Source organism: Sphingomonas ginsenosidivorax (assembly GCF_007995065.1).
Lineage (GTDB): Bacteria > Pseudomonadota > Alphaproteobacteria > Sphingomonadales > Sphingomonadaceae > Sphingomonas > Sphingomonas ginsenosidivorax.
This window is the reverse complement of sequence record NZ_VOQR01000001.1, coordinates 1600071-1616159: the sequence shown is the minus strand read 5'-3', so window position 1 is coordinate 1616159 and position 16089 is coordinate 1600071. Positions and strand designations below refer to the sequence as shown.

The 16089-nt window shown below is 68.1% G+C and carries 19 protein-coding genes; 4 read left to right on the top strand and 15 right to left on the bottom strand.

Features of this window, described 5'->3' with window-relative positions; all coding sequences use genetic code 11:
- Positions 1-79: 79 nt before the first annotated feature.
- From FSB78_RS07295 to aroQ, 7 genes are all read right to left on the bottom strand, one after another.
- On the bottom strand, positions 80-2101 hold the full coding sequence (locus tag FSB78_RS07295) for a M3 family metallopeptidase (protein WP_147081378.1): 2022 nt from the start codon (positions 2099-2101) through the stop codon (positions 80-82).
- 330 nt (positions 2102-2431) lie between these two features.
- Complete coding sequence (gene glnA / locus FSB78_RS07290) at positions 2432-3844, bottom strand: type I glutamate--ammonia ligase (RefSeq protein ID WP_147081376.1); 1413 nt, start codon at positions 3842-3844, stop codon at positions 2432-2434.
- 128 nt (positions 3845-3972) lie between these two features.
- Positions 3973-4311, bottom strand: a complete 339-nt coding sequence (locus FSB78_RS07285) for a P-II family nitrogen regulator (RefSeq protein ID WP_055875939.1) — start codon at positions 4309-4311, stop codon at positions 3973-3975.
- 213 nt (positions 4312-4524) lie between these two features.
- Positions 4525-4860, bottom strand: a complete 336-nt coding sequence (arsC, locus tag FSB78_RS07280; protein WP_147081374.1) for an arsenate reductase (glutaredoxin) — start codon at positions 4858-4860, stop codon at positions 4525-4527.
- Positions 4861-5005: 145 nt separating this feature from the next.
- The gene (gene accC / locus FSB78_RS07275; RefSeq protein ID WP_147081372.1) at positions 5006-6358 is read right to left on the bottom strand and encodes an acetyl-CoA carboxylase biotin carboxylase subunit; all 1353 of its coding nucleotides are present in this window, start codon (positions 6356-6358) and stop codon (positions 5006-5008) included.
- Position 6359: 1 nt separating this feature from the next.
- Entirely contained in the window at positions 6360-6851 is a 492-nt protein-coding gene (accB, locus tag FSB78_RS07270; protein ID WP_147081370.1) for an acetyl-CoA carboxylase biotin carboxyl carrier protein, read from the bottom strand.
- A gap of 14 nt (positions 6852-6865) precedes the next feature.
- Complete coding sequence (gene aroQ, locus FSB78_RS07265) at positions 6866-7300, bottom strand: type II 3-dehydroquinate dehydratase (RefSeq protein WP_147084073.1); 435 nt, start codon at positions 7298-7300, stop codon at positions 6866-6868.
- 128 nt (positions 7301-7428) lie between these two features.
- Here aroQ and thiS point away from each other — a divergent pair, with 128 nt between their 5' ends.
- From thiS to FSB78_RS07245, 4 genes are all read left to right on the top strand, one after another.
- Positions 7429-8436, top strand: coding sequence for a sulfur carrier protein ThiS (thiS, locus tag FSB78_RS07260; protein ID WP_147081368.1), 1008 nt, complete (start codon positions 7429-7431; stop codon positions 8434-8436).
- 131 nt (positions 8437-8567) lie between these two features.
- Complete coding sequence (locus FSB78_RS07255) at positions 8568-8750, top strand: CsbD family protein (RefSeq protein ID WP_147081366.1); 183 nt, start codon at positions 8568-8570, stop codon at positions 8748-8750.
- Positions 8751-8861: 111 nt separating this feature from the next.
- Positions 8862-9518 (top strand): HAD-IA family hydrolase, encoded by a 657-nt coding sequence (locus tag FSB78_RS07250; protein ID WP_147081364.1) that lies wholly within the window; start codon positions 8862-8864, stop codon positions 9516-9518.
- Positions 9519-9641: 123 nt separating this feature from the next.
- Positions 9642-10358, top strand: coding sequence for a hypothetical protein (locus tag FSB78_RS07245; protein ID WP_147081363.1), 717 nt, complete (start codon positions 9642-9644; stop codon positions 10356-10358).
- Positions 10359-10367: 9 nt separating this feature from the next.
- Here FSB78_RS07245 and ypfJ read toward each other — a convergent pair whose 3' ends face one another.
- The 8 genes from ypfJ to acs all read right to left on the bottom strand — a co-directional run bounded on the left by ypfJ (position 10368) and on the right by acs (position 16086).
- Positions 10368-11282: a KPN_02809 family neutral zinc metallopeptidase gene (gene ypfJ / locus FSB78_RS07240; RefSeq protein WP_147081361.1), complete on the bottom strand. Its 915-nt coding sequence runs from the start codon at positions 11280-11282 to the stop codon at positions 10368-10370.
- 66 nt (positions 11283-11348) lie between these two features.
- A complete protein-coding gene (locus FSB78_RS07235) occupies positions 11349-11612 on the bottom strand; it encodes a hypothetical protein (RefSeq protein ID WP_147081359.1) in 264 nt (87 codons plus the stop codon).
- Positions 11609-12118 (bottom strand): methyltransferase domain-containing protein, encoded by a 510-nt coding sequence (locus FSB78_RS07230; RefSeq protein ID WP_147081357.1) that lies wholly within the window; start codon positions 12116-12118, stop codon positions 11609-11611. The genes FSB78_RS07235 and FSB78_RS07230 overlap by 4 nt, the downstream gene beginning before the upstream one ends.
- Positions 12115-12378 carry a hypothetical protein gene (locus tag FSB78_RS07225; RefSeq protein WP_147081355.1) on the bottom strand — a complete coding sequence of 88 codons (264 nt, stop codon included), beginning with the start codon at positions 12376-12378 and terminating at the stop codon, positions 12115-12117. The genes FSB78_RS07230 and FSB78_RS07225 overlap by 4 nt, the downstream gene beginning before the upstream one ends.
- A 153-nt stretch (positions 12379-12531) precedes the next feature.
- Positions 12532-13500 (bottom strand): magnesium and cobalt transport protein CorA, encoded by a 969-nt coding sequence (locus FSB78_RS07220; RefSeq protein ID WP_147081353.1) that lies wholly within the window; start codon positions 13498-13500, stop codon positions 12532-12534.
- Between the two features lie 19 nt (positions 13501-13519).
- A complete protein-coding gene (locus FSB78_RS07215) occupies positions 13520-13774 on the bottom strand; it encodes a hypothetical protein (protein WP_147081351.1) in 255 nt (84 codons plus the stop codon).
- Positions 13771-14031, bottom strand: a complete 261-nt coding sequence (locus FSB78_RS07210; protein ID WP_147081349.1) for a hypothetical protein — start codon at positions 14029-14031, stop codon at positions 13771-13773. Before FSB78_RS07210 ends, FSB78_RS07215 begins: the two co-directional genes overlap by 4 nt.
- A gap of 159 nt (positions 14032-14190) precedes the next feature.
- Positions 14191-16086, bottom strand: a complete 1896-nt coding sequence (gene acs, locus FSB78_RS07205; protein WP_147081347.1) for an acetate--CoA ligase — start codon at positions 16084-16086, stop codon at positions 14191-14193.
- Positions 16087-16089: the final 3 nt, after the last annotated feature.

Genomic DNA, 16089 nt, shown 5'->3' with positions numbered 1-16089 from the left:
TCTCCCGCGAAGGCGGGAGCCCAGGGTTCCGATCGTCTGCGTTCCTGGCCCTGGGCTCCCGCGTGCGCGGGAGAACGGGTCAGGCCAGCCCGCGGCGGACCAGCAGCGCGGCTGGATCCGGATCGCGACCCATGAACGCGCGGAAGCTCTCCAGTGCAGGACGCGCCGAGCCTTGCGACAGGATGTGCGTGCGCAGCGCGTCGCCCGTGGCGCGGTCGATCAGCCCGGCATCGCGGAAACGCCCGAACGCGTCGGCGGCGAGCACCTCGGCCCAGAGGTAGCTGTAATAGCCGGCCGCATAGCCGCCCGCGAAGATATGCGAGAAACTCTGCGGGAAGCGGTGCCACGCGGGCGGGCGCATCACCGAGACCTCGTCGCGGACCGCATCCAGGACCTCGACCGGGTCATCGCCCATCACGCCGAGATGCAGCAGCAGGTCGAACATCGCGAATTCGACCTGGCGTAGCGTCGCCATGCCTTCGAGAAAATGGCGCGCGCCGACCAGCTTGTCGAACAGGTCGGCGGGGAGCGGCTCGCCGGTTTCGTACTGGCCCGACATCGCGGTGAGGACGTCGCGGTCCCAGGCGAAATCCTCCATCAGCTGGCTCGGCAGCTCGACCGCGTCCCATTCGAACCCGCTGATGCCGCCGACGCTCGGCCGGTCGACCAGCCCGAACAGGTGATGCAGGCAGTGTCCGGTCTCGTGCAGCAGCGTCGTCACGTCGCCATGCGAGAGTAGTGGCGGCACCGCGCCGCCGGTGGGGGCGAAGTTGCAGGTCAGGTAGGCGACCGGCACCATGACCGCGTCGCCATCGGTGACGCGCGAGCGCGCCTGCGCCATCCAGGCACCGCCGCGCTTGCCGGTGCGCGCATGGAGGTCGGTGTAGAGCCCGGCGAACACGCTCCCGTCGGCATCGACGAGGTCGTGGTAGCGCGCGTCGGGGTGCCAGGTGACGACGTCGGGGCGCTCGACGAGGCGGATGCCGAACAGGCGTTCGAGCAGAGCGGTCCAGCCCGCAACGACGCGGTCGACGGGGAAATAGGCGCGTACCGCCTGCTCGTCGATCGCGTGGCGCGCGAGGCGCAGGCGGTTCGCGGTGAAGCCCGTGTCCCAAGGCTGGAGATCGTCTATCCCGAGTGAGTCCGCGGCAAAGTCGCGCAATGAGGCGACATCGGCCTCGGCCGCGGGGCGGGCGCGCTTGGCGAGATCGCGCAGGAAGGCGAGGACCTCGTGCGGATCCGTCGCCATCTTGGTCGACAGCGACAGCGCGACGGGGTCGGTGAAGCCGAGCAATGCGGCGGACTCGCGGCGCAGCTTGAGGATTTCGGCGATGCGCGGGCCGTTGTCGAACTGGCCGGCATTGGGGCCCTGGTCCGACGCGCGGGTGCCATAGGCATGGTAGACGCGGTAGCGCAGCTCGCGGTTTTCGCAGAAGCCGAGGATCGCATTGACGCTCGGCTGTTGGAGCGTGACGAGCCAGCCGGTCTGGCCGGTCGCCTGGGCGGCGGCGGCGAGCATCGCCTTGTCGGCGGGCGACAACCCTTCGAGCAGCGCTTCGTCGGTGACCAGTTCGGTCCAGGCTTCGGTCGCGTCGAGCAACGCGCTGCCGAACGCGTTGGACAGGCTGGAGAGCGCCATCTGGACCTCGGCATAGCGCGCGCGCTGGGCGGGTTCGAGTGCGACGCCCGAGAGGCGGAAGTCGCGGAGCGAGCGTTCGACCGCGGTGCGATCGGCGCGCGGCAGATCGGCGAAGCCGGGCGAGGCGGCGAGCGCGTCGAGGACGTCGAACAGGTCGCGGTTCTGGCCGACTTTCAGGCCCTGTTCGACCAGGCTCTGCTGGCCGGCGGCGTGCGCGGCGCGCAAGGCCGGCGTATCGGCGACTCCGTGGAGGTGCGACACGGTCGACCAGGCATTGTCCATCGCGACGTCGATCCGCTCGAGCGGCAGCCAGGCGGCGTCGAATTCGGTGGGTTTGGTTGCCACGAGCGTCTCGATCGTCGCGGTCTGGCGCGCGATCAGCGTCTCGATCGCGGGCGCGACGTCGGCGGGGGTGACGGCGTCGAAACGGGGCAGGGCGTCGGTGGCGAGGAGCGCGTTCATGGGGACTTTCGGGTTGGGGTGACGGGTGCGGGAGGGTGTGTCGCTTATATGGGGGAACACCCGGCGGTTGCTATCGATCCGGTTCAAGTCCGCCGCATCATGCCCTCGTTTCTGTTCTCCCGCGAAGGCGGGAGCCCAGGGTCAAGCAGCGCTGCGCCCGTGACTCCTGGGCCCCCGCCTTCGCGGGGAACGGAACAGAAAAAGGGCGCCCGGGTTTGCCGGACGCCCTCTTCTAGTCCGTCGTGGCGAAGCCGCGCCGTCGGTCGGGACTGCGCCCCGCCGGCCGACAGCGGCTGTGGGCGAAGCCCACCGCCGTGCGGCACGCACGGCTCAGCCGCTGTAGTACATGTCATACTCGACCGGGCTCGGGGTCATCTCCCAACGGGCGACCTCGTCGCGTTTGATCTCGATATAGGCCTCGATCTGGTCGGCCGAGAACACGTCGCCCTTGAGCAGGAAGTCGTGGTCGGCGGCCAGGCAGTCGAGCGCCTCGCGCAGAGACCCCGCGACGGTCGGGACCTGGGCGAGCTCTGCCGGCGGCAGGTCGTACAGGTTCTTGTCCATCGCTTCGCCCGGATGGATCTTGTTGAGGATGCCGTCCATGCCCGCCATCATCAGCGCCGCATAGGCGAGATACGGGTTGGCGAGCGCATCGGGGAAGCGCACTTCGACGCGCTTCGCCTTGGGGCCGGTGCCGTAGGGAATGCGGCACGACGCCGAGCGGTTGCGCGCCGAATAGGCGAGCAGCACGGGGGCCTCGTACCCCGGGACCAGGCGCTTGTAGCTGTTGGTCGTCGGGTTGGTGAAGGCGTTGACCGCCTTGGCGTGCTTGATGATGCCGCCGATGAAATACAGGCACATGTCGCTGAGGCCCGCATAGCCGTTGCCGGCGAACAGCGGGGTCTTGCCCTCCCAGATCGAGAAGTGCGTGTGCATCCCCGAGCCGTTATCTTCCTTGATCGGCTTGGGCATGAACGTCGCGGTCTTGCCGTAAGCGTGCGCGACCTGGTGGACGACGTACTTGTAGATCTGCATGCGGTCGGCGGTCTGCGTCAGCGTGCCGAAGGTCAGGCCCAGCTCGTGCTGTGCGGCGGCGACCTCGTGGTGGTGCTTGTCACAGGGCAGGCCCATCTCGATCATCGTGGAGACCATCTCGCCGCGGATGTCGACCGCACTGTCGACGGGCGCGACGGGGAAATAGCCGCCCTTCGCGCGCGGCCGGTGACCAAGGTTGCCGCCCTCATATTCGCGACCCGAATTGCCCGGCAGCTCGATGTCGTCGATCTTGTAGTAGCTGGTCGAATAGCTGCTCTCGAAGCGGACGTCGTCGAACATGAAGAACTCGGCCTCGGGGCCGACATAGACGGTGTCGCCGACGCCGGTGGTCAGCAGATAGGCCTCGGCGCGCTTGGCGGTCGAGCGCGGGTCGCGCGCGTAGAGCTCGCCGGTGACGGGATCGGCGATGTCGCAGATCAGGATCAGCATCGGCGTCGCCGAGAACGGATCGACATAGACCGCGTCCAGATCGGGCTTGAGCACCATGTCGGACTCGTTGATCGCCTTCCAGCCCTCGATCGACGAGCCGTCGAACATCAGGCCGTCGGTCAGCTCGTCCTCGCCGATCAGGCCGGCGACCATCGTCAGATGCTGCCACTTGCCCTTGGGATCGGTGAAGCGGAGGTCGACCCACTCGATCTCCTGGTCCTTGATCATGCTGAGAATGTCGCTCGCGGAATTCGCCATGGTCTTCTTTCCTTGCTGTTCCCCTCCCGCCCTGCGGGAGGGGCTAGGGGAGGGCCTGTAAAATTCGGGAGAGCTTGCGGACAGGCCCTCCCCCGACCCCTCCCGCAAGCGGGAGGGGGGAAACTTGATCAGATCGCGTCGTCGTCGCGTTCGCCGGTGCGGATGCGCAGCGCGCTTTCGACGGGGATGACGAAGATCTTGCCGTCGCCGATCCGGCCGGTCTGCGCGGCGGCGGCGATCGCCTCGACCACGCGCTGCGCCAGGCCGTCCTCAACCACGACTTCGAGCTTCACCTTGGGCAGGAAGTCGACGACATATTCGGCGCCCCGATAGAGCTCGGTATGACCCTTTTGCCGGCCGAAGCCCTTGGCCTCGGTCACGGTGATGCCGCTGACGCCGATTTCGTGCAGCGCCTCCTTTACCTCATCGAGCTTGAACGGCTTGATGATGGCTTCGATCTTTTTCACGCGGCTACGCCCCCGGTTGTCGTTTCAGATGCCGAACACTCGCCCGCACGGGTGAAGAACGCTCGCCCGCGCGAGTCATGAACCCTCGCCCGTGCGGGCGCCTTGCACCAAACGTGCCAGCGCACGCCGCCTGGGGCAACCGTCGATTTCGATGGAAATTGCTGCCTCAATTTTTGGCAGATACCCGGTTGTTGCCTGCCGAGCGGGCACGGGTCAGAGAATGTCCGCGATGCGCGCGGTGGGGCGGCCGAGCCGCACGCCCTTGTCGGTTTCGACCAGCGGCCGCTCGATCAGCGAGGGGTCGACCATCATCGCGTCGAGGATCGCATCGGCATCGCCATGCTTGACCGCCTTGGCGCCGTCCTCGGCCATGCGGAGCCCTTGGCGCGGGGTCATCCCGGCACGCGCGTAGAGGCGTTCGAGCTCGGCGCGGGTGGGCGGGGTCTTCAGATATTCGACGATCGTGACGTCGGCGCCGGACTCCTGCAGAAGGGCGAGCGCGTCGCGCGATTTGGAGCAGCGCGGGTTGTGGTAGATCGTGGCTTTCACGCATGCTCCGGTGTTGAAAAGTCTGCCTGCCCCACAATTGTCACCCCAGCGAAGGCTGGGGTCTCCCGGCTTGGGCCGCGACACCCGCCCCGTGGAGATCCCAGCCTTCGCTGGGATGACGGTAAGGGGCGTGAGGAGGGGAGGCCTACGCGGCCTGCTTGGCCAGCCATTCCTCCAGCCATTTGATCGTGTACGCGCCGTCCTGGAACTCCGGATCGTCCAGCAGCGCGCGGTGGAGCGGGATCGTCGTCGTGATGCCGTCGATCACCATCTCGTCGAGCGCACGGCGCAGGCGGCGCAGCGCGCCGTTGCGGGTGGTGCCGTAGACGATCAGCTTGGCGATCATCGAGTCGTAGTACGGCGGCACGCGGTAGCCGGCATACAGCCCGCTATCGACGCGGACGTGCATTCCGCCCGGCGCGTGATAGACCTTCACCAGCCCCGGCGACGGCGCGAAGGTGCGCGGGTCCTCGGCGTTGATGCGGCATTCGATCGCATGGCCGCGGAACTGGACGTCCTGCTGGCGCAGCGTCAGCGGATGACCTTCCGCCACGCGGATCTGTTCGCGGACCAGGTCGAGGCCGGTGATCATCTCGGTCACCGGATGCTCGACCTGGAGCCGGGTGTTCATCTCGATGAAGTAGAATTCGCCGGCTTCCCACAGGAACTCGATCGTCCCTGCGCCGCGATAGCCCATGTCGGCCATCGCCTTGGCCACGATCCCGCCCATCCGCTCGCGCTCTTCGGGCGTGATGATCGGCGAGGGCGCTTCCTCGAGCACCTTCTGGTGGCGGCGCTGCAGCGAGCAGTCGCGCTCGCCGAGATGGATCGCGTTGCCGTTGCCGTCGCCGAAGATCTGGAATTCGATATGCCGGGGATTGCCCAGATATTTTTCCATATAGACGGTGGCGTCGCCGAACGCGGCCTTCGCCTCCGAGCCCGCCTGCTGCATCAGCGTTTCGAGCTGTTCCTCGCTCTCGCACACCTTCATGCCGCGGCCGCCGCCGCCGGAGGCCGCCTTAATGATCACCGGATAGCCGATCTCGGCGGCGATCCGCCAAGCCTCGGCGACGTCGCTGATCGCGCCGTCGGAGCCGGGGACCAACGGCAGGCCCAGTGCGCCCGCGGTGCGCTTGGCCTCGACCTTGTCGCCCATCGTGCGGATGTGTTCGGGCTTGGGGCCGACGAACAGGATGTTGTGGAGCTCGACGATCTCGGCGAACTGCGCGTTCTCGCTGAGGAAGCCGTAGCCGGGATGGATCGCGTCCGCGCCCGAGATTTCGGCCGCCGAGATGATGTTGGGGATGTTCAGATAGCTGTCGGTCGCCGACGGCGGTCCGATGCAGATCGCCTCGTCGGCGAGGCGGACGTGCATCGCCTCGGCATCCGCGGTCGAGTGCACCGCGACGGTCTTGATGCCCATTTCGTGGCAGGCGCGGTGGATGCGCAGCGCGATCTCGCCGCGGTTGGCGATCAGCAGCTTCTTGATCTGCGGCACGTTACTCTACCACGACGAGCGGCTGGTCGAACTCGACGGGCTGGCCGTTCTCGACGAGCACCGCGGTGACGGTGCCGGCGGACGGCGCGACGATCTGGTTCATCACCTTCATCGCCTCGATGATCAGCAGCGTGTCGCCGGCTGCGACTTTCTGGCCGACGCCGACGAACGCCTTCGCCTCGGGGTTGGCCGAGAGATAGACGGTGCCGACCATCGGCGACTTGACCGCGTTGGCGGTCGAGGCCGGTGCGGACGCGCCGGTCTCGGCCTGCGGGATCGCCAGCGGCGGCGCGACCTGAGCGGCGGGGGCGGACGGTGCGGGCGCATAATGCTGCACCGGCGCGGCCTGTGCGGCCTTGCGCGCGACGCGGATGCGGCGGGACCCGTCTTCGACCTCGATCTCGGTCAGCTGGGTGGTGTCGAGGAGCTCGGCGAGCTGGCGGACGAGGTTCACATCGACCTGCATCGCGCCCGTATCATGTGTATCGGTCATGGCGTGGTCTCCTGTCAGAACCGGGCGGCGGCTTCAAGCGCGAGCATGTAGCTGAGTGCACCGAACCCGGCGATCGTGCCCTTCGCCGCCTGCCCGACGAGGCTGACGTGGCGGAAGGACTCGCGTGCGTGCGGGTTCGAGAGATGGACCTCGATCACCGGGGTCTTCACGCCCTTGATCGCGTCGTGGACCGCGACCGAGGTGTGCGTGAACGCGCCGGCGTTGAGGATCACCGCCTTCGCCCCGCGCGCCTGCGCCTCGTGGATCCAGTCGATCAGATGCCCCTCGTGATTCGATTGCCGCATGTCGATCGTCAGCTCGAGATCGCGCGCGCGATCCTCAAGCTGGCCGGCAATGTCGTCGAGCGTCTCGTCGCCATAGATTTCCGGCTCGCGCGTGCCGAGCAGGTTCAGGTTCGGACCGTTCAGGACGAAGATCGTCGGGCGGATGGTATCGGGCAAAAGGGGCTCCCTGGACGTGCTGAGCGGTTGCGGGGCCGGCGAACGCACCCCTATAAGCACGCATCCTTACAAGCTCGTGTCGCGCGAAGTCGAGACACACCATCTGGACATCAATCATGCCCCATACCGACGGCACCGTCACCATCACGGTCAATGGCGAGCACAAGCGGGTCTCGGCGGGGTTGTCGCTCGCGGATCTCGCGACCGAACTGGGGCTGGTGCCCGAGAAGGTCGCGGTCGAGCGGAACATGGAGGTCGTGCCGCGCTCGACGCTGGCGCAGGTGATGGTCGAGGACGGCGACGACCTCGAGATCGTGCACTTCGTCGGTGGCGGCGATCACGGCGCGGTGATCGATACCGATACGTGGAGCGTCGCGGGGCAGACCTTCCGCTCGCGCCTCATCGTCGGCACCGGCAAGTACAAGGACTTCGCGCAGAACGCGGCGGCACTCGAAGCCTCGGGCGCGGAGATCGTCACGGTCGCGATGCGGCGCGTCAACGTGTCGGATCGCAACGCGCCGATGCTTACCGACTTCATCGATCCCAAGAAGGTCACGTACCTGCCCAATACCGCGGGCTGCTTCGATGCCGAATCGGCGATCCGCACGCTGCGCCTCGCGCGCGAGGCGGGCGGCTGGGAACTGGTGAAGCTCGAGGTGCTGGGCGAGGCGAAGACGCTGTATCCCGACATGGTCGAGACGCTGCGCGCGACCGAGGTGCTGGCGAACGAAGGCTTCAAGCCGATGGTCTATTGCGTCGACGATCCGATCGCGGCCAAGCGCCTGGAGAATGCGGGCGCGGTCGCGATCATGCCGCTGGGCGCACCGATCGGCTCGGGGCTGGGGATCCAGAATCGTGTCACGATCCGGCTGATCGTCGAGGGGGCAGGGGTGCCGGTGCTGGTCGATGCGGGCGTCGGCACGGCGTCGGATGCGGCCGTCGCGATGGAGCTGGGCTGCGACGGCGTGCTGATGAACACCGCGATCGCCGAGGCGAAGGACCCCATTATGATGGCGGCGGCGATGAAGGCGGCGGTCGAATCCGGGCGCCTCGCCTATCGTGCCGGGCGGATGGGGCAGCGGCGCTATGCCGACCCGTCGAGCCCCTTGGCCGGATTGATCTAAAGCGCCCCAAGCCCGCTCGCGGGATTGATCTGAAGCAATTGTCATGGAACTCCATGCCTATGCGGTGGTTTTAACTCCATCATTTCAAGCGGCCCGATCGTCGGAACGCGAATAGGTAATCGGAGGCCATCATGGGCGAATTCACCGACAAGGCAGCAGCCGCAGGCAACAAGATCGCCGGCAACGTCAAGGAAGCCGTCGGCAAGGCAACCGATAACGAGCGGCTGGTCGCCGAAGGCGAAGCGCAGCAGGCCAAGGGCACCGCGCAGAACGTCAAGGGCAGCGTCAAGGGCGCGCTCGGCGACGACATCTGACGCTGGTTTCCAGCTGAACGAACAGGCCGTCCCGGGCAACCGGGGCGGCTTTTTCGTTCCTGTGCCCTGCAGCAGCCCCGAACGACGATCGCCCTTCCGAGCCGAGTGACCATGACCGATCTGCCTACACGTTCCTACGCCGCTTTCCTGTTCGACATGGACGGGACGATCCTGACCTCGATCGCGTCCGCCGAGCGAAGCTGGACCGCGTGGGCGATCACGCACGGCCTCGACGTCGCGGCGTTCCTGCCGACGATCCACGGCGTCCAGTCGGTCGAGACGATCCGCCGGTTGAACCTGCCCGGGGTCGACCCGGTCGCGGAGGCCGCGGCGATCACCGCTGCCGAGATGCTCGACGTCGCCGACGTCACGCCAATCCCTGGTGCGGACGTGTTCCTCGCAGCTTTGCCCGCGGCGCGCTGGGCAATCGTCACCTCGGCACCGCGCGAGTTGGCGAAGGTGCGTCTCGCCGCAGCGGGCATCCCGCTGCCGCCGCTCCTGATCAGTGCGGAAGACGCCGCGAACGGCAAGCCCGCACCCGACTGTTTCCTCCTCGCAGCGGAGCGGCTCGGCGTCGCACCCGCCGACTGCCTGGTGTTCGAGGATGCGCCTGCGGGAATCGCCGCGGCGGAGGCGGCGGGGTGCGCCGTAATGGTGGTCACGGCGACGCATGGCCATGCGATCGAGACCAAACATTCGACGATCGACGGTTATGTCGGGATCGCCGCGACCGCGGCGGCAGACCGACTCACGCTCTGCCGCATGTAACCGACCCCTAGCGTTAACCAGCCAGCTTCACACGAAAATCAGACTTGCAGCATAGGCATGCTCCCCGGGACACAGGGTATCCACGGGGGCGAGATGCGAACTTTGATCTTACTGGCGTTGGGCATGACCATGCCTGACGTCGCGGCGGCGGACGATGCGCGGCCGCTCGTCGTTCCGGCGGTTCTCGCAGCGGGTGCCTTGGTGCCGGCGCATACCGAGATTGTCTTTCGGCTCGACGAAGAGATCGCGTCCAACCGGGCAGTGGTCGGCCAGTCGATACCGGTATCCGTAATTCGCGACGTGGTGGTCGACGGTGTGGTGCTGATTCCCCGCGGGTCCGCTGGGCACGGCGTCGTTACGGCGCGCACGGGCAAGGGCGCGTTCGGCAAATCGGGCAAGCTCGACATCGAACTGCGCAGCGTCGACGTCGCCGGGACGAGCGTGCCGGTCACCGGGCGGTACCATGCGGCCGGCGATGGGCGCACCGGCGCGACGCTTGGCACGATCCTGGTCGGCGGCGTGATCGCCGGCGCGTTTGTCACCGGCCGGCACGCGGTGTTCGCCGAGGGTCGCGAATTCACGGCCTTTACCGCAGATGCGATCCGCGTGAGGATACCACCAGCGCGCACCATCGTGCCGCAGCGCTTTGCGGCCGTCGCACCGAACGCACCCGTTCCGTTCGTCACTCCCGAACGCCCGACGCCAGTCATGACCGCGAGTGCGACTGAGATGACGGGTACCGGGCGCTACGACACCCTAGTCCGGTTCCAGCGCGCGCTGTCGCAGGCCCAGCCGACGCGCAGCGGTAACGTGCGCCAAGGCTGGACGATTAGCGACTGATCCCGGGGGTTAGATCGCCCCCGAGAAGGTGTCGCACTGCGCGGGGTCGCCCGAGTCCAGGCCCCGCTTGAGCCAAGCCTGGCGCTGGGCGGAACTGCCATGCGTGAAGCTGTCGGGGACGACGCGGCCCTGTGACTGCTTCTGCAGCGTGTCGTCGCCGATCGCCTGCGCGGCGGTCATGCCCTCTTCGATATCGCCGGGATCGAGGCGGTCGCGGTTGGCGGCGGCCCAGACGCCGGCGTAGCAGTCCGCCTGCAGTTCCAGCCGGACCGACATCGCGTTGCCCTCAGCTTCGCTGCCCGAGCGCTGCGCGCGCTGGACCTGTTCGTTGGTGCCGAGCAGGTTCTGGATGTGATGGCCGAATTCGTGCGCGATCACGTAGTTCTGCGCGAAGTCGCCCTTGGCGCCGAAGCGGTTGACGAGTTCGTCGAAGAAGCTGGTGTCGAGATAGATGCCGCGATCGGTCGGGCAGTAGAAGGGGCCCATCGCCGACTGCGCGGCACCGCAGCCCGACCGGCCGTTGCCGGTGAAGAACGAGAGCTTGGGCGCCTCGAACCGCTGGCCGCTCTTCGCGAAGATCGCTTCCCAAGTGTGGTCGGCGGAGGTGAACGCCTGGCAGGCGGCGCGCTTGGCAGGGTCGGACGAGCAGACCGCGGTCGTCGTCGTACCCGCGGGCGCGCCGTCGCTGCGGGCGACCTGCGTGGACGGCGCCGAGCCGCCGCCGAGCATCCCACCCAGATTGCCGAGCCCGCCGAAGACCGCCATCAGGATCAGCACCACGACGATCCCGCCGCAACCGAACCGGCTGCCGATCAACGGCAACAGCCCGAACAACAGCCCGCCGCCACCGCCGCCGAACCCGCCTCCGCCACCGCGGCCCTGGTCTTCGACGTTGAGGTTGGGATCGAAGTCGTCGAGCCGCATGGCGCTACCTTGGAAGTTCGTGTCGGTACCGGAATGCTTTGGCGACGCAGGAGTTGCAAGGGCGCGCTAGGTTTGTGGTCGATCGCGCCGTCCGTGCCGCCGGCGCAGGCGCTGCGCGTGGATGACTTCGGCAGTGTGGCAATGGCCGCGGCGTTCGGCGCGGACCGCGATGGCGACCCGCTTGCCGTTGACGACCAGCGCGAGGCCGATCAGCGTCACCGGCAGCGCGAGCAGGACCAGCGCCGATCCCTCCATCGCGAGGGCCGCGGCACAGGCGCCGACGATCAGCGCCGCGCCGGCCGCGCGCCAGGCCCGGTCGCGGCGGCTCACGACGCCACCATGAGGCCGGGGGCTAGGCCTGCATCGCCGATGACTCGGCGGCCGGCGGCGTGCAGCGCGTCGACCATGTCGGGGCGACAGGCCTGCGGACCAGTCGCGTGGCAGAGCAGGATGTCGGCGGGCTGGTCCGCCTCGTCCCGCAGCGCGGCGAGCATGTCGGCGGTCTCGAACACCAGCCCGATCGCAGCGTCCGCCTGGCGCGCGGCAGCGGCACGCGCGCGGCCGACCAGTGCGGGCGATCCGTCGATGCCGCGGCCCTCGATCGCGGTGAAGCCGAGCGCGCGGGCGTGGTGCGCCGCGTGGAGCAGCAGCGCCCCCGCGCCGCAATCGGCGTCGACGATCCGGACGGCGTGCCGCCCGCGGTCGCGCAGTTCCGACAGCGCCGCCACGATCCGTGGCCAGCGCGGGTCATGGATCGCGGTCCGCGAACCGGGCAGCGGGCGGCGGGTGGTTTCGGGGACGCGGACGATCCGCGGGGTGTGCAAGGCCTTGCTCATGCGGCACGCGGCAGTGCGCGTTCGTCGCGGCCGACCGGCGCGAACGAGATCAGCGGGATCAGCGGCGTCGCCGCGATCTCGATGCTGGCATGGTACATGTCGCGCTCGGCCTGCGCGTAATGGAGTGCCGCGCCATAAGAGACGAAGCGCCCCTCCATGCTGCGGCGGTCGTCCTGGACGATCCAGTGGCCGGCCTTGTCCTGGCCGACGAAGATGACGCGCTCGCTTTGGTCGGGTTCCGGATTGGGGTCTGACGGCATATCGTGCCGATGCCTTTCATGGTCGAGAGCATCGCGTGCTCACGATCCCGAGCTACGCCCCGCGCCATAGCGTTTCGAGATCGATTCCCGGGCGGCGCATAGTGGTGGCATAAAGTCCGGCTCGGTTCGTCGCATCGCGGGTCGCACGGCCGGCTAGAGCCAGTGCACCCGCTTGAACCGCCAGTAGAGGACCGAGCAGATCGTCACGATCACGCCGATCGTGACGGGGTAGCCGTAGCGCAGCCGCAGTTCGGGCATGTGGTCGAAATTCATGCCGTAGATGCCGGCGATCGCGGTCGGTACCGCCAGGATCGCGGCCCAGGCGGCGAGCTGGCGGGTGATCGCGCCGGTGCGCTGCTGTTCCATCAGATTGCTGAATTCGAACACCGAGGTCAGCACCTCGCGCAGCGCGCTCGCCATCGCTTCGACGCGGCGGACATGGTCGAGCACGTCGCTGAAATAATGCCGCGCCTCGACGTCGATACCGGGCAGGTCGCTGCGCGCCAGCTTGCGCGCGACCTCTTCCATCGGCACCAGGATGCGGTCGAAGCGGAGCAGTTCGCGGCGCAGCGCGAAGATCCGCGCGATCTCGGCGCGGCCGAGGAACGTGTCGATGGTGCGCTGCTCCATCGCGGTGACCTCCTCCTCGATCGTCGTGACGAGCGGGAGGTAGCCGTCGACGATGAAGTCGAGCACCGCGTGCAGCACGTAGTCCGCGCCCTGGCCGAGCAGATCGGGCGAGTTTTCGAGATGCTCGCGCAGCGGCCGGTGCGAGCGCGTCGATCCCTGGCGCACGGTGATGATATGGCTGTGACCGAGGAACACCGCGGTCTGGCCGTAGACGATATGGCCGTCGACCAGATGCGCGGTGCGCCCGATCACGAAAAGCTGGTCGCCATAGACGTCGACCTTGGGCAGCTGCCCGTCCTTGAGCGCATCCTCGACCGCGAGCGGGTGCAGCCCGTACAGGTCGCGCAGCGTCGCGACCTCGTCCGCGCACGGATCGGACAGCCCGATCCAGACGAATTCGGAGCGGTCGGACGGACAGTCGACGCGTTCGTCGAGCGCGATCTCGCGGACGCGGCGACCATGGCGATACAGATAGGCGGCGATTACGGTCATGGCAGGTCCCTGGTCGCCATCAAGTTTCGGGCTCCCGCTTTCGCGAGCCGGTATCCGGCGTCAAGCCCGGCGTGGTGCGCACGAGAAGCGCCGGCCCGTGGATCAGCAACAGGATGCCGACGCTGGCGAGCAGGAAGGTGGTCAGCCCGATCGCGAGTTCGAGCGCCTGTGCGGGGCGGGCGGCGGCATAGATCGCGCGGTGCAGCAGGGTGGTGCCGCCCGAGGCCAGCAGCAGCGCGACGCCGAACAGACGGGGTGCGATCGCCCTGCTCATGCCGCACCGCCACGCCGCCAGCGCGCGCTGACCTCGACCCGGTCGAACAGGTGCGCGCCGAGCAGCAGCAGGGCGCCGCCGGCGCTGGCGCAGACGAACGCCAGGATCGCAAGTGCGATGGCCAGCAGGCTCGGCGCATGCGGGGGGAAGGACAGTGCCCCCAACCGCTGCGCGGCCGCCCCCGCCGTCCCGCAAAGTCCCGATCCCAGCGCGCGCAGGCCGATATCCGCCCGCCGCGCACGATGCCACGCCGCCATGCCACATGCTCCTGTGTGGCCGTCCAGCTATCGATCCGCGCATAGCAAGACGAGATCGATTCCCGCGCGATGCGTAGCGGTTGCATAGTGTTTCGCGAGGAGGATCGTCAGCACCGCGACGCGCGCCCCATCAACGGGGCGCGCATCGCCGCCAGAGGATCAGCCGCTGCTCACCCGGTTCGCGACCAGATGCTCGACCACTTCGGGATCGGCGAGCGTCGAGGTGTCGCCGAGGCTCGATACGTCGCCCTCGGCGATCTTGCGCAGGATGCGGCGCATGATTTTGCCGCTGCGCGTCTTGGGCAGGCCGGGTGCGAACTGGATCGCGTCGGGAGTGGCGATCGGGCCGATCTCGTGGCGGACCCAGTCGCGCAGCGTCTTGACCAGCGCGTCGTCCGCGTCGACGCCGGCATTGACGGTGACATAGGCATAGATGCCCTGGCCCTTGACGTCGTGCGGCATGCCGACGACCGCGGCCTCGGCGACGGCCGTGTGCAGGACCAGCGCGGATTCGACCTCGGCGGTACCCATCCGGTGGCCGCTGACGTTGATCACGTCGTCGACGCGGCCGGTGATCCAGTAATAGCCGTCGGCATCGCGCCGCGCGCCGTCGCCGGTCGTGTAGACGCCGGGGAAGGTGCGGAAATAGGTCTCGAAATGGCGCTGCTCGTCGCCCCAGACGCCGCGCATCTGACCGGGCCAGCTGCGCATGATGACGAGGTTGCCCTCCGCCTCGCCCGTCAGTTCGCGGCCGTCCCCGTCGAGCAGCTTCGGCTCGATCCCGTAGAAGGGCAGCGTGGCGGATCCCGGCTTCAGCATCATGTCGGGCGTCGGCGTGATCATGTGGCCGCCGGTCTCGGTCTGCCACCAGGTGTCCATCACCGGGCAGCGGCCTTCGCCGACGATGTCGTGATACCAGCGCCACGCCTCGGGATTGATCGGCTCGCCGACGCTGCCGAGCAGCCGCAGCGATTTGCGCGAGGTCCGGGTGACGAAGTCGTCGCCCTCCTTCATCAGCGCGCGCAGTGCCGTCGGGGCGGTGTAGAGCGTCGCGACCTGGTGGCGGTCGACGACCTCCCAGATCCGCGACGCGGTCGGCCAGTTGGGGACGCCCTCGTACATCAGGGTCGTCGCGCCGTTGGCGAGCGGGCCGTAGACGATATAGCTGTGCCCAGTGACCCAGCCGACATCGGCGGCGCACCAGAAGACTTCGGGGGCACGGTAGTCGAACACCGTCTGGTGCGTCAGCGCGGCCCAGAGCAGATAGCCGCCGGTGCTGTGCACGACGCCCTTGGGCTTGCCGGTCGATCCGCTGGTGTAGAGGATGAACAGCGGGTCCTCCGCCGCCATCGGCTCGGGCGCGCAGTCCGTATCGACGGTCGCCGCGGCGTCGTCGTACCAGACGTCGCGGCCGTCCTGCATCGCGACGTCGGCGCCGGTCGCGCGAACGACGATTACGGTCTCGATCCCGGCGAAGATCTGCGCCGCCTCGTCGACGCACGCCTTGAGCGCGACCCGCTTGCCGCCGCGGCGGCCTTCGTCGGCGGTGACGACGACGCTCGAGCCGCAATCCTCCATCCGGTTGGCGAGCGCATCGGCGGAGAAGCCACCGAACACCACCGAATGCACCGCGCCGATCCGTGCGCAGGCCAGCAGCGCGAACGCCGCTTCGGGGATCATCGGCATGTAGATCGTGACGCGGTCGCCCTTGGCGACGCCGCGGGCTTTCAGCACATTGGCGAAGCGGCAGACCTCGCGGTGCAGCTCGGCATAGGTGTAGCGGCGCGGATCTTCCGCGGGGTCGTCGGGCTCCCAGACGATCGCGACCTGGTCGGCGCGGCTCTCCAGATGGCGGTCGATGCAGTTGGCCGAGACGTTCAGGACGCCGTCGTCGAACCAGCGGACGTGGAAATCCTTCTCGTCGAACGACCAGTCGCCCGCCTTGGTGGGCGCGGTGATCCAGTCGAGACGCTGCGCCTGATCGAGCCAGAACGCGTCGGGGTCGGCGAGCGAGCGCGCATAGGTTTCGGCGCGGGATTGGTCTGTCAGTGTCATGGG

What these genes read in the sequence shown, in the direction of transcription:
- glnA (WP_147081376.1), bottom strand. Translation starts at nt 3,844, where the DNA reads ATGGCGAATTCCGCGAGCGACATTCTCAGCATGATCAAGGACCAGGAG.
- ypfJ (WP_147081361.1), bottom strand. Translation starts at nt 11,282, where the DNA reads ATGCGGCTCGACGACTTCGATCCCAACCTCAACGTCGAAGACCAGGGC.
- FSB78_RS07210 (WP_147081349.1), bottom strand. Translation starts at nt 14,031, where the DNA reads ATGGCGGCGTGGCATCGTGCGCGGCGGGCGGATATCGGCCTGCGCGCG.
- accB (WP_147081370.1), bottom strand. Translation starts at nt 6,851, where the DNA reads ATGACCGATACACATGATACGGGCGCGATGCAGGTCGATGTGAACCTC.
- FSB78_RS07225 (WP_147081355.1), bottom strand. Translation starts at nt 12,378, where the DNA reads ATGCCGTCAGACCCCAATCCGGAACCCGACCAAAGCGAGCGCGTCATC.
- FSB78_RS07295 (WP_147081378.1), bottom strand. Translation starts at nt 2,101, where the DNA reads ATGAACGCGCTCCTCGCCACCGACGCCCTGCCCCGTTTCGACGCCGTC.
- FSB78_RS07245 (WP_147081363.1), top strand. Translation starts at nt 9,642, where the DNA reads ATGACCATGCCTGACGTCGCGGCGGCGGACGATGCGCGGCCGCTCGTC.
- FSB78_RS07230 (WP_147081357.1), bottom strand. Translation starts at nt 12,118, where the DNA reads ATGAGCAAGGCCTTGCACACCCCGCGGATCGTCCGCGTCCCCGAAACC.
- FSB78_RS07255 (WP_147081366.1), top strand. Translation starts at nt 8,568, where the DNA reads ATGGGCGAATTCACCGACAAGGCAGCAGCCGCAGGCAACAAGATCGCC.
- FSB78_RS07250 (WP_147081364.1), top strand. Translation starts at nt 8,862, where the DNA reads ATGACCGATCTGCCTACACGTTCCTACGCCGCTTTCCTGTTCGACATG.
- acs (WP_147081347.1), bottom strand. Translation starts at nt 16,086, where the DNA reads ATGACACTGACAGACCAATCCCGCGCCGAAACCTATGCGCGCTCGCTC.
- FSB78_RS07220 (WP_147081353.1), bottom strand. Translation starts at nt 13,500, where the DNA reads ATGACCGTAATCGCCGCCTATCTGTATCGCCATGGTCGCCGCGTCCGC.
- FSB78_RS07215 (WP_147081351.1), bottom strand. Translation starts at nt 13,774, where the DNA reads ATGAGCAGGGCGATCGCACCCCGTCTGTTCGGCGTCGCGCTGCTGCTG.
- thiS (WP_147081368.1), top strand. Translation starts at nt 7,429, where the DNA reads ATGCCCCATACCGACGGCACCGTCACCATCACGGTCAATGGCGAGCAC.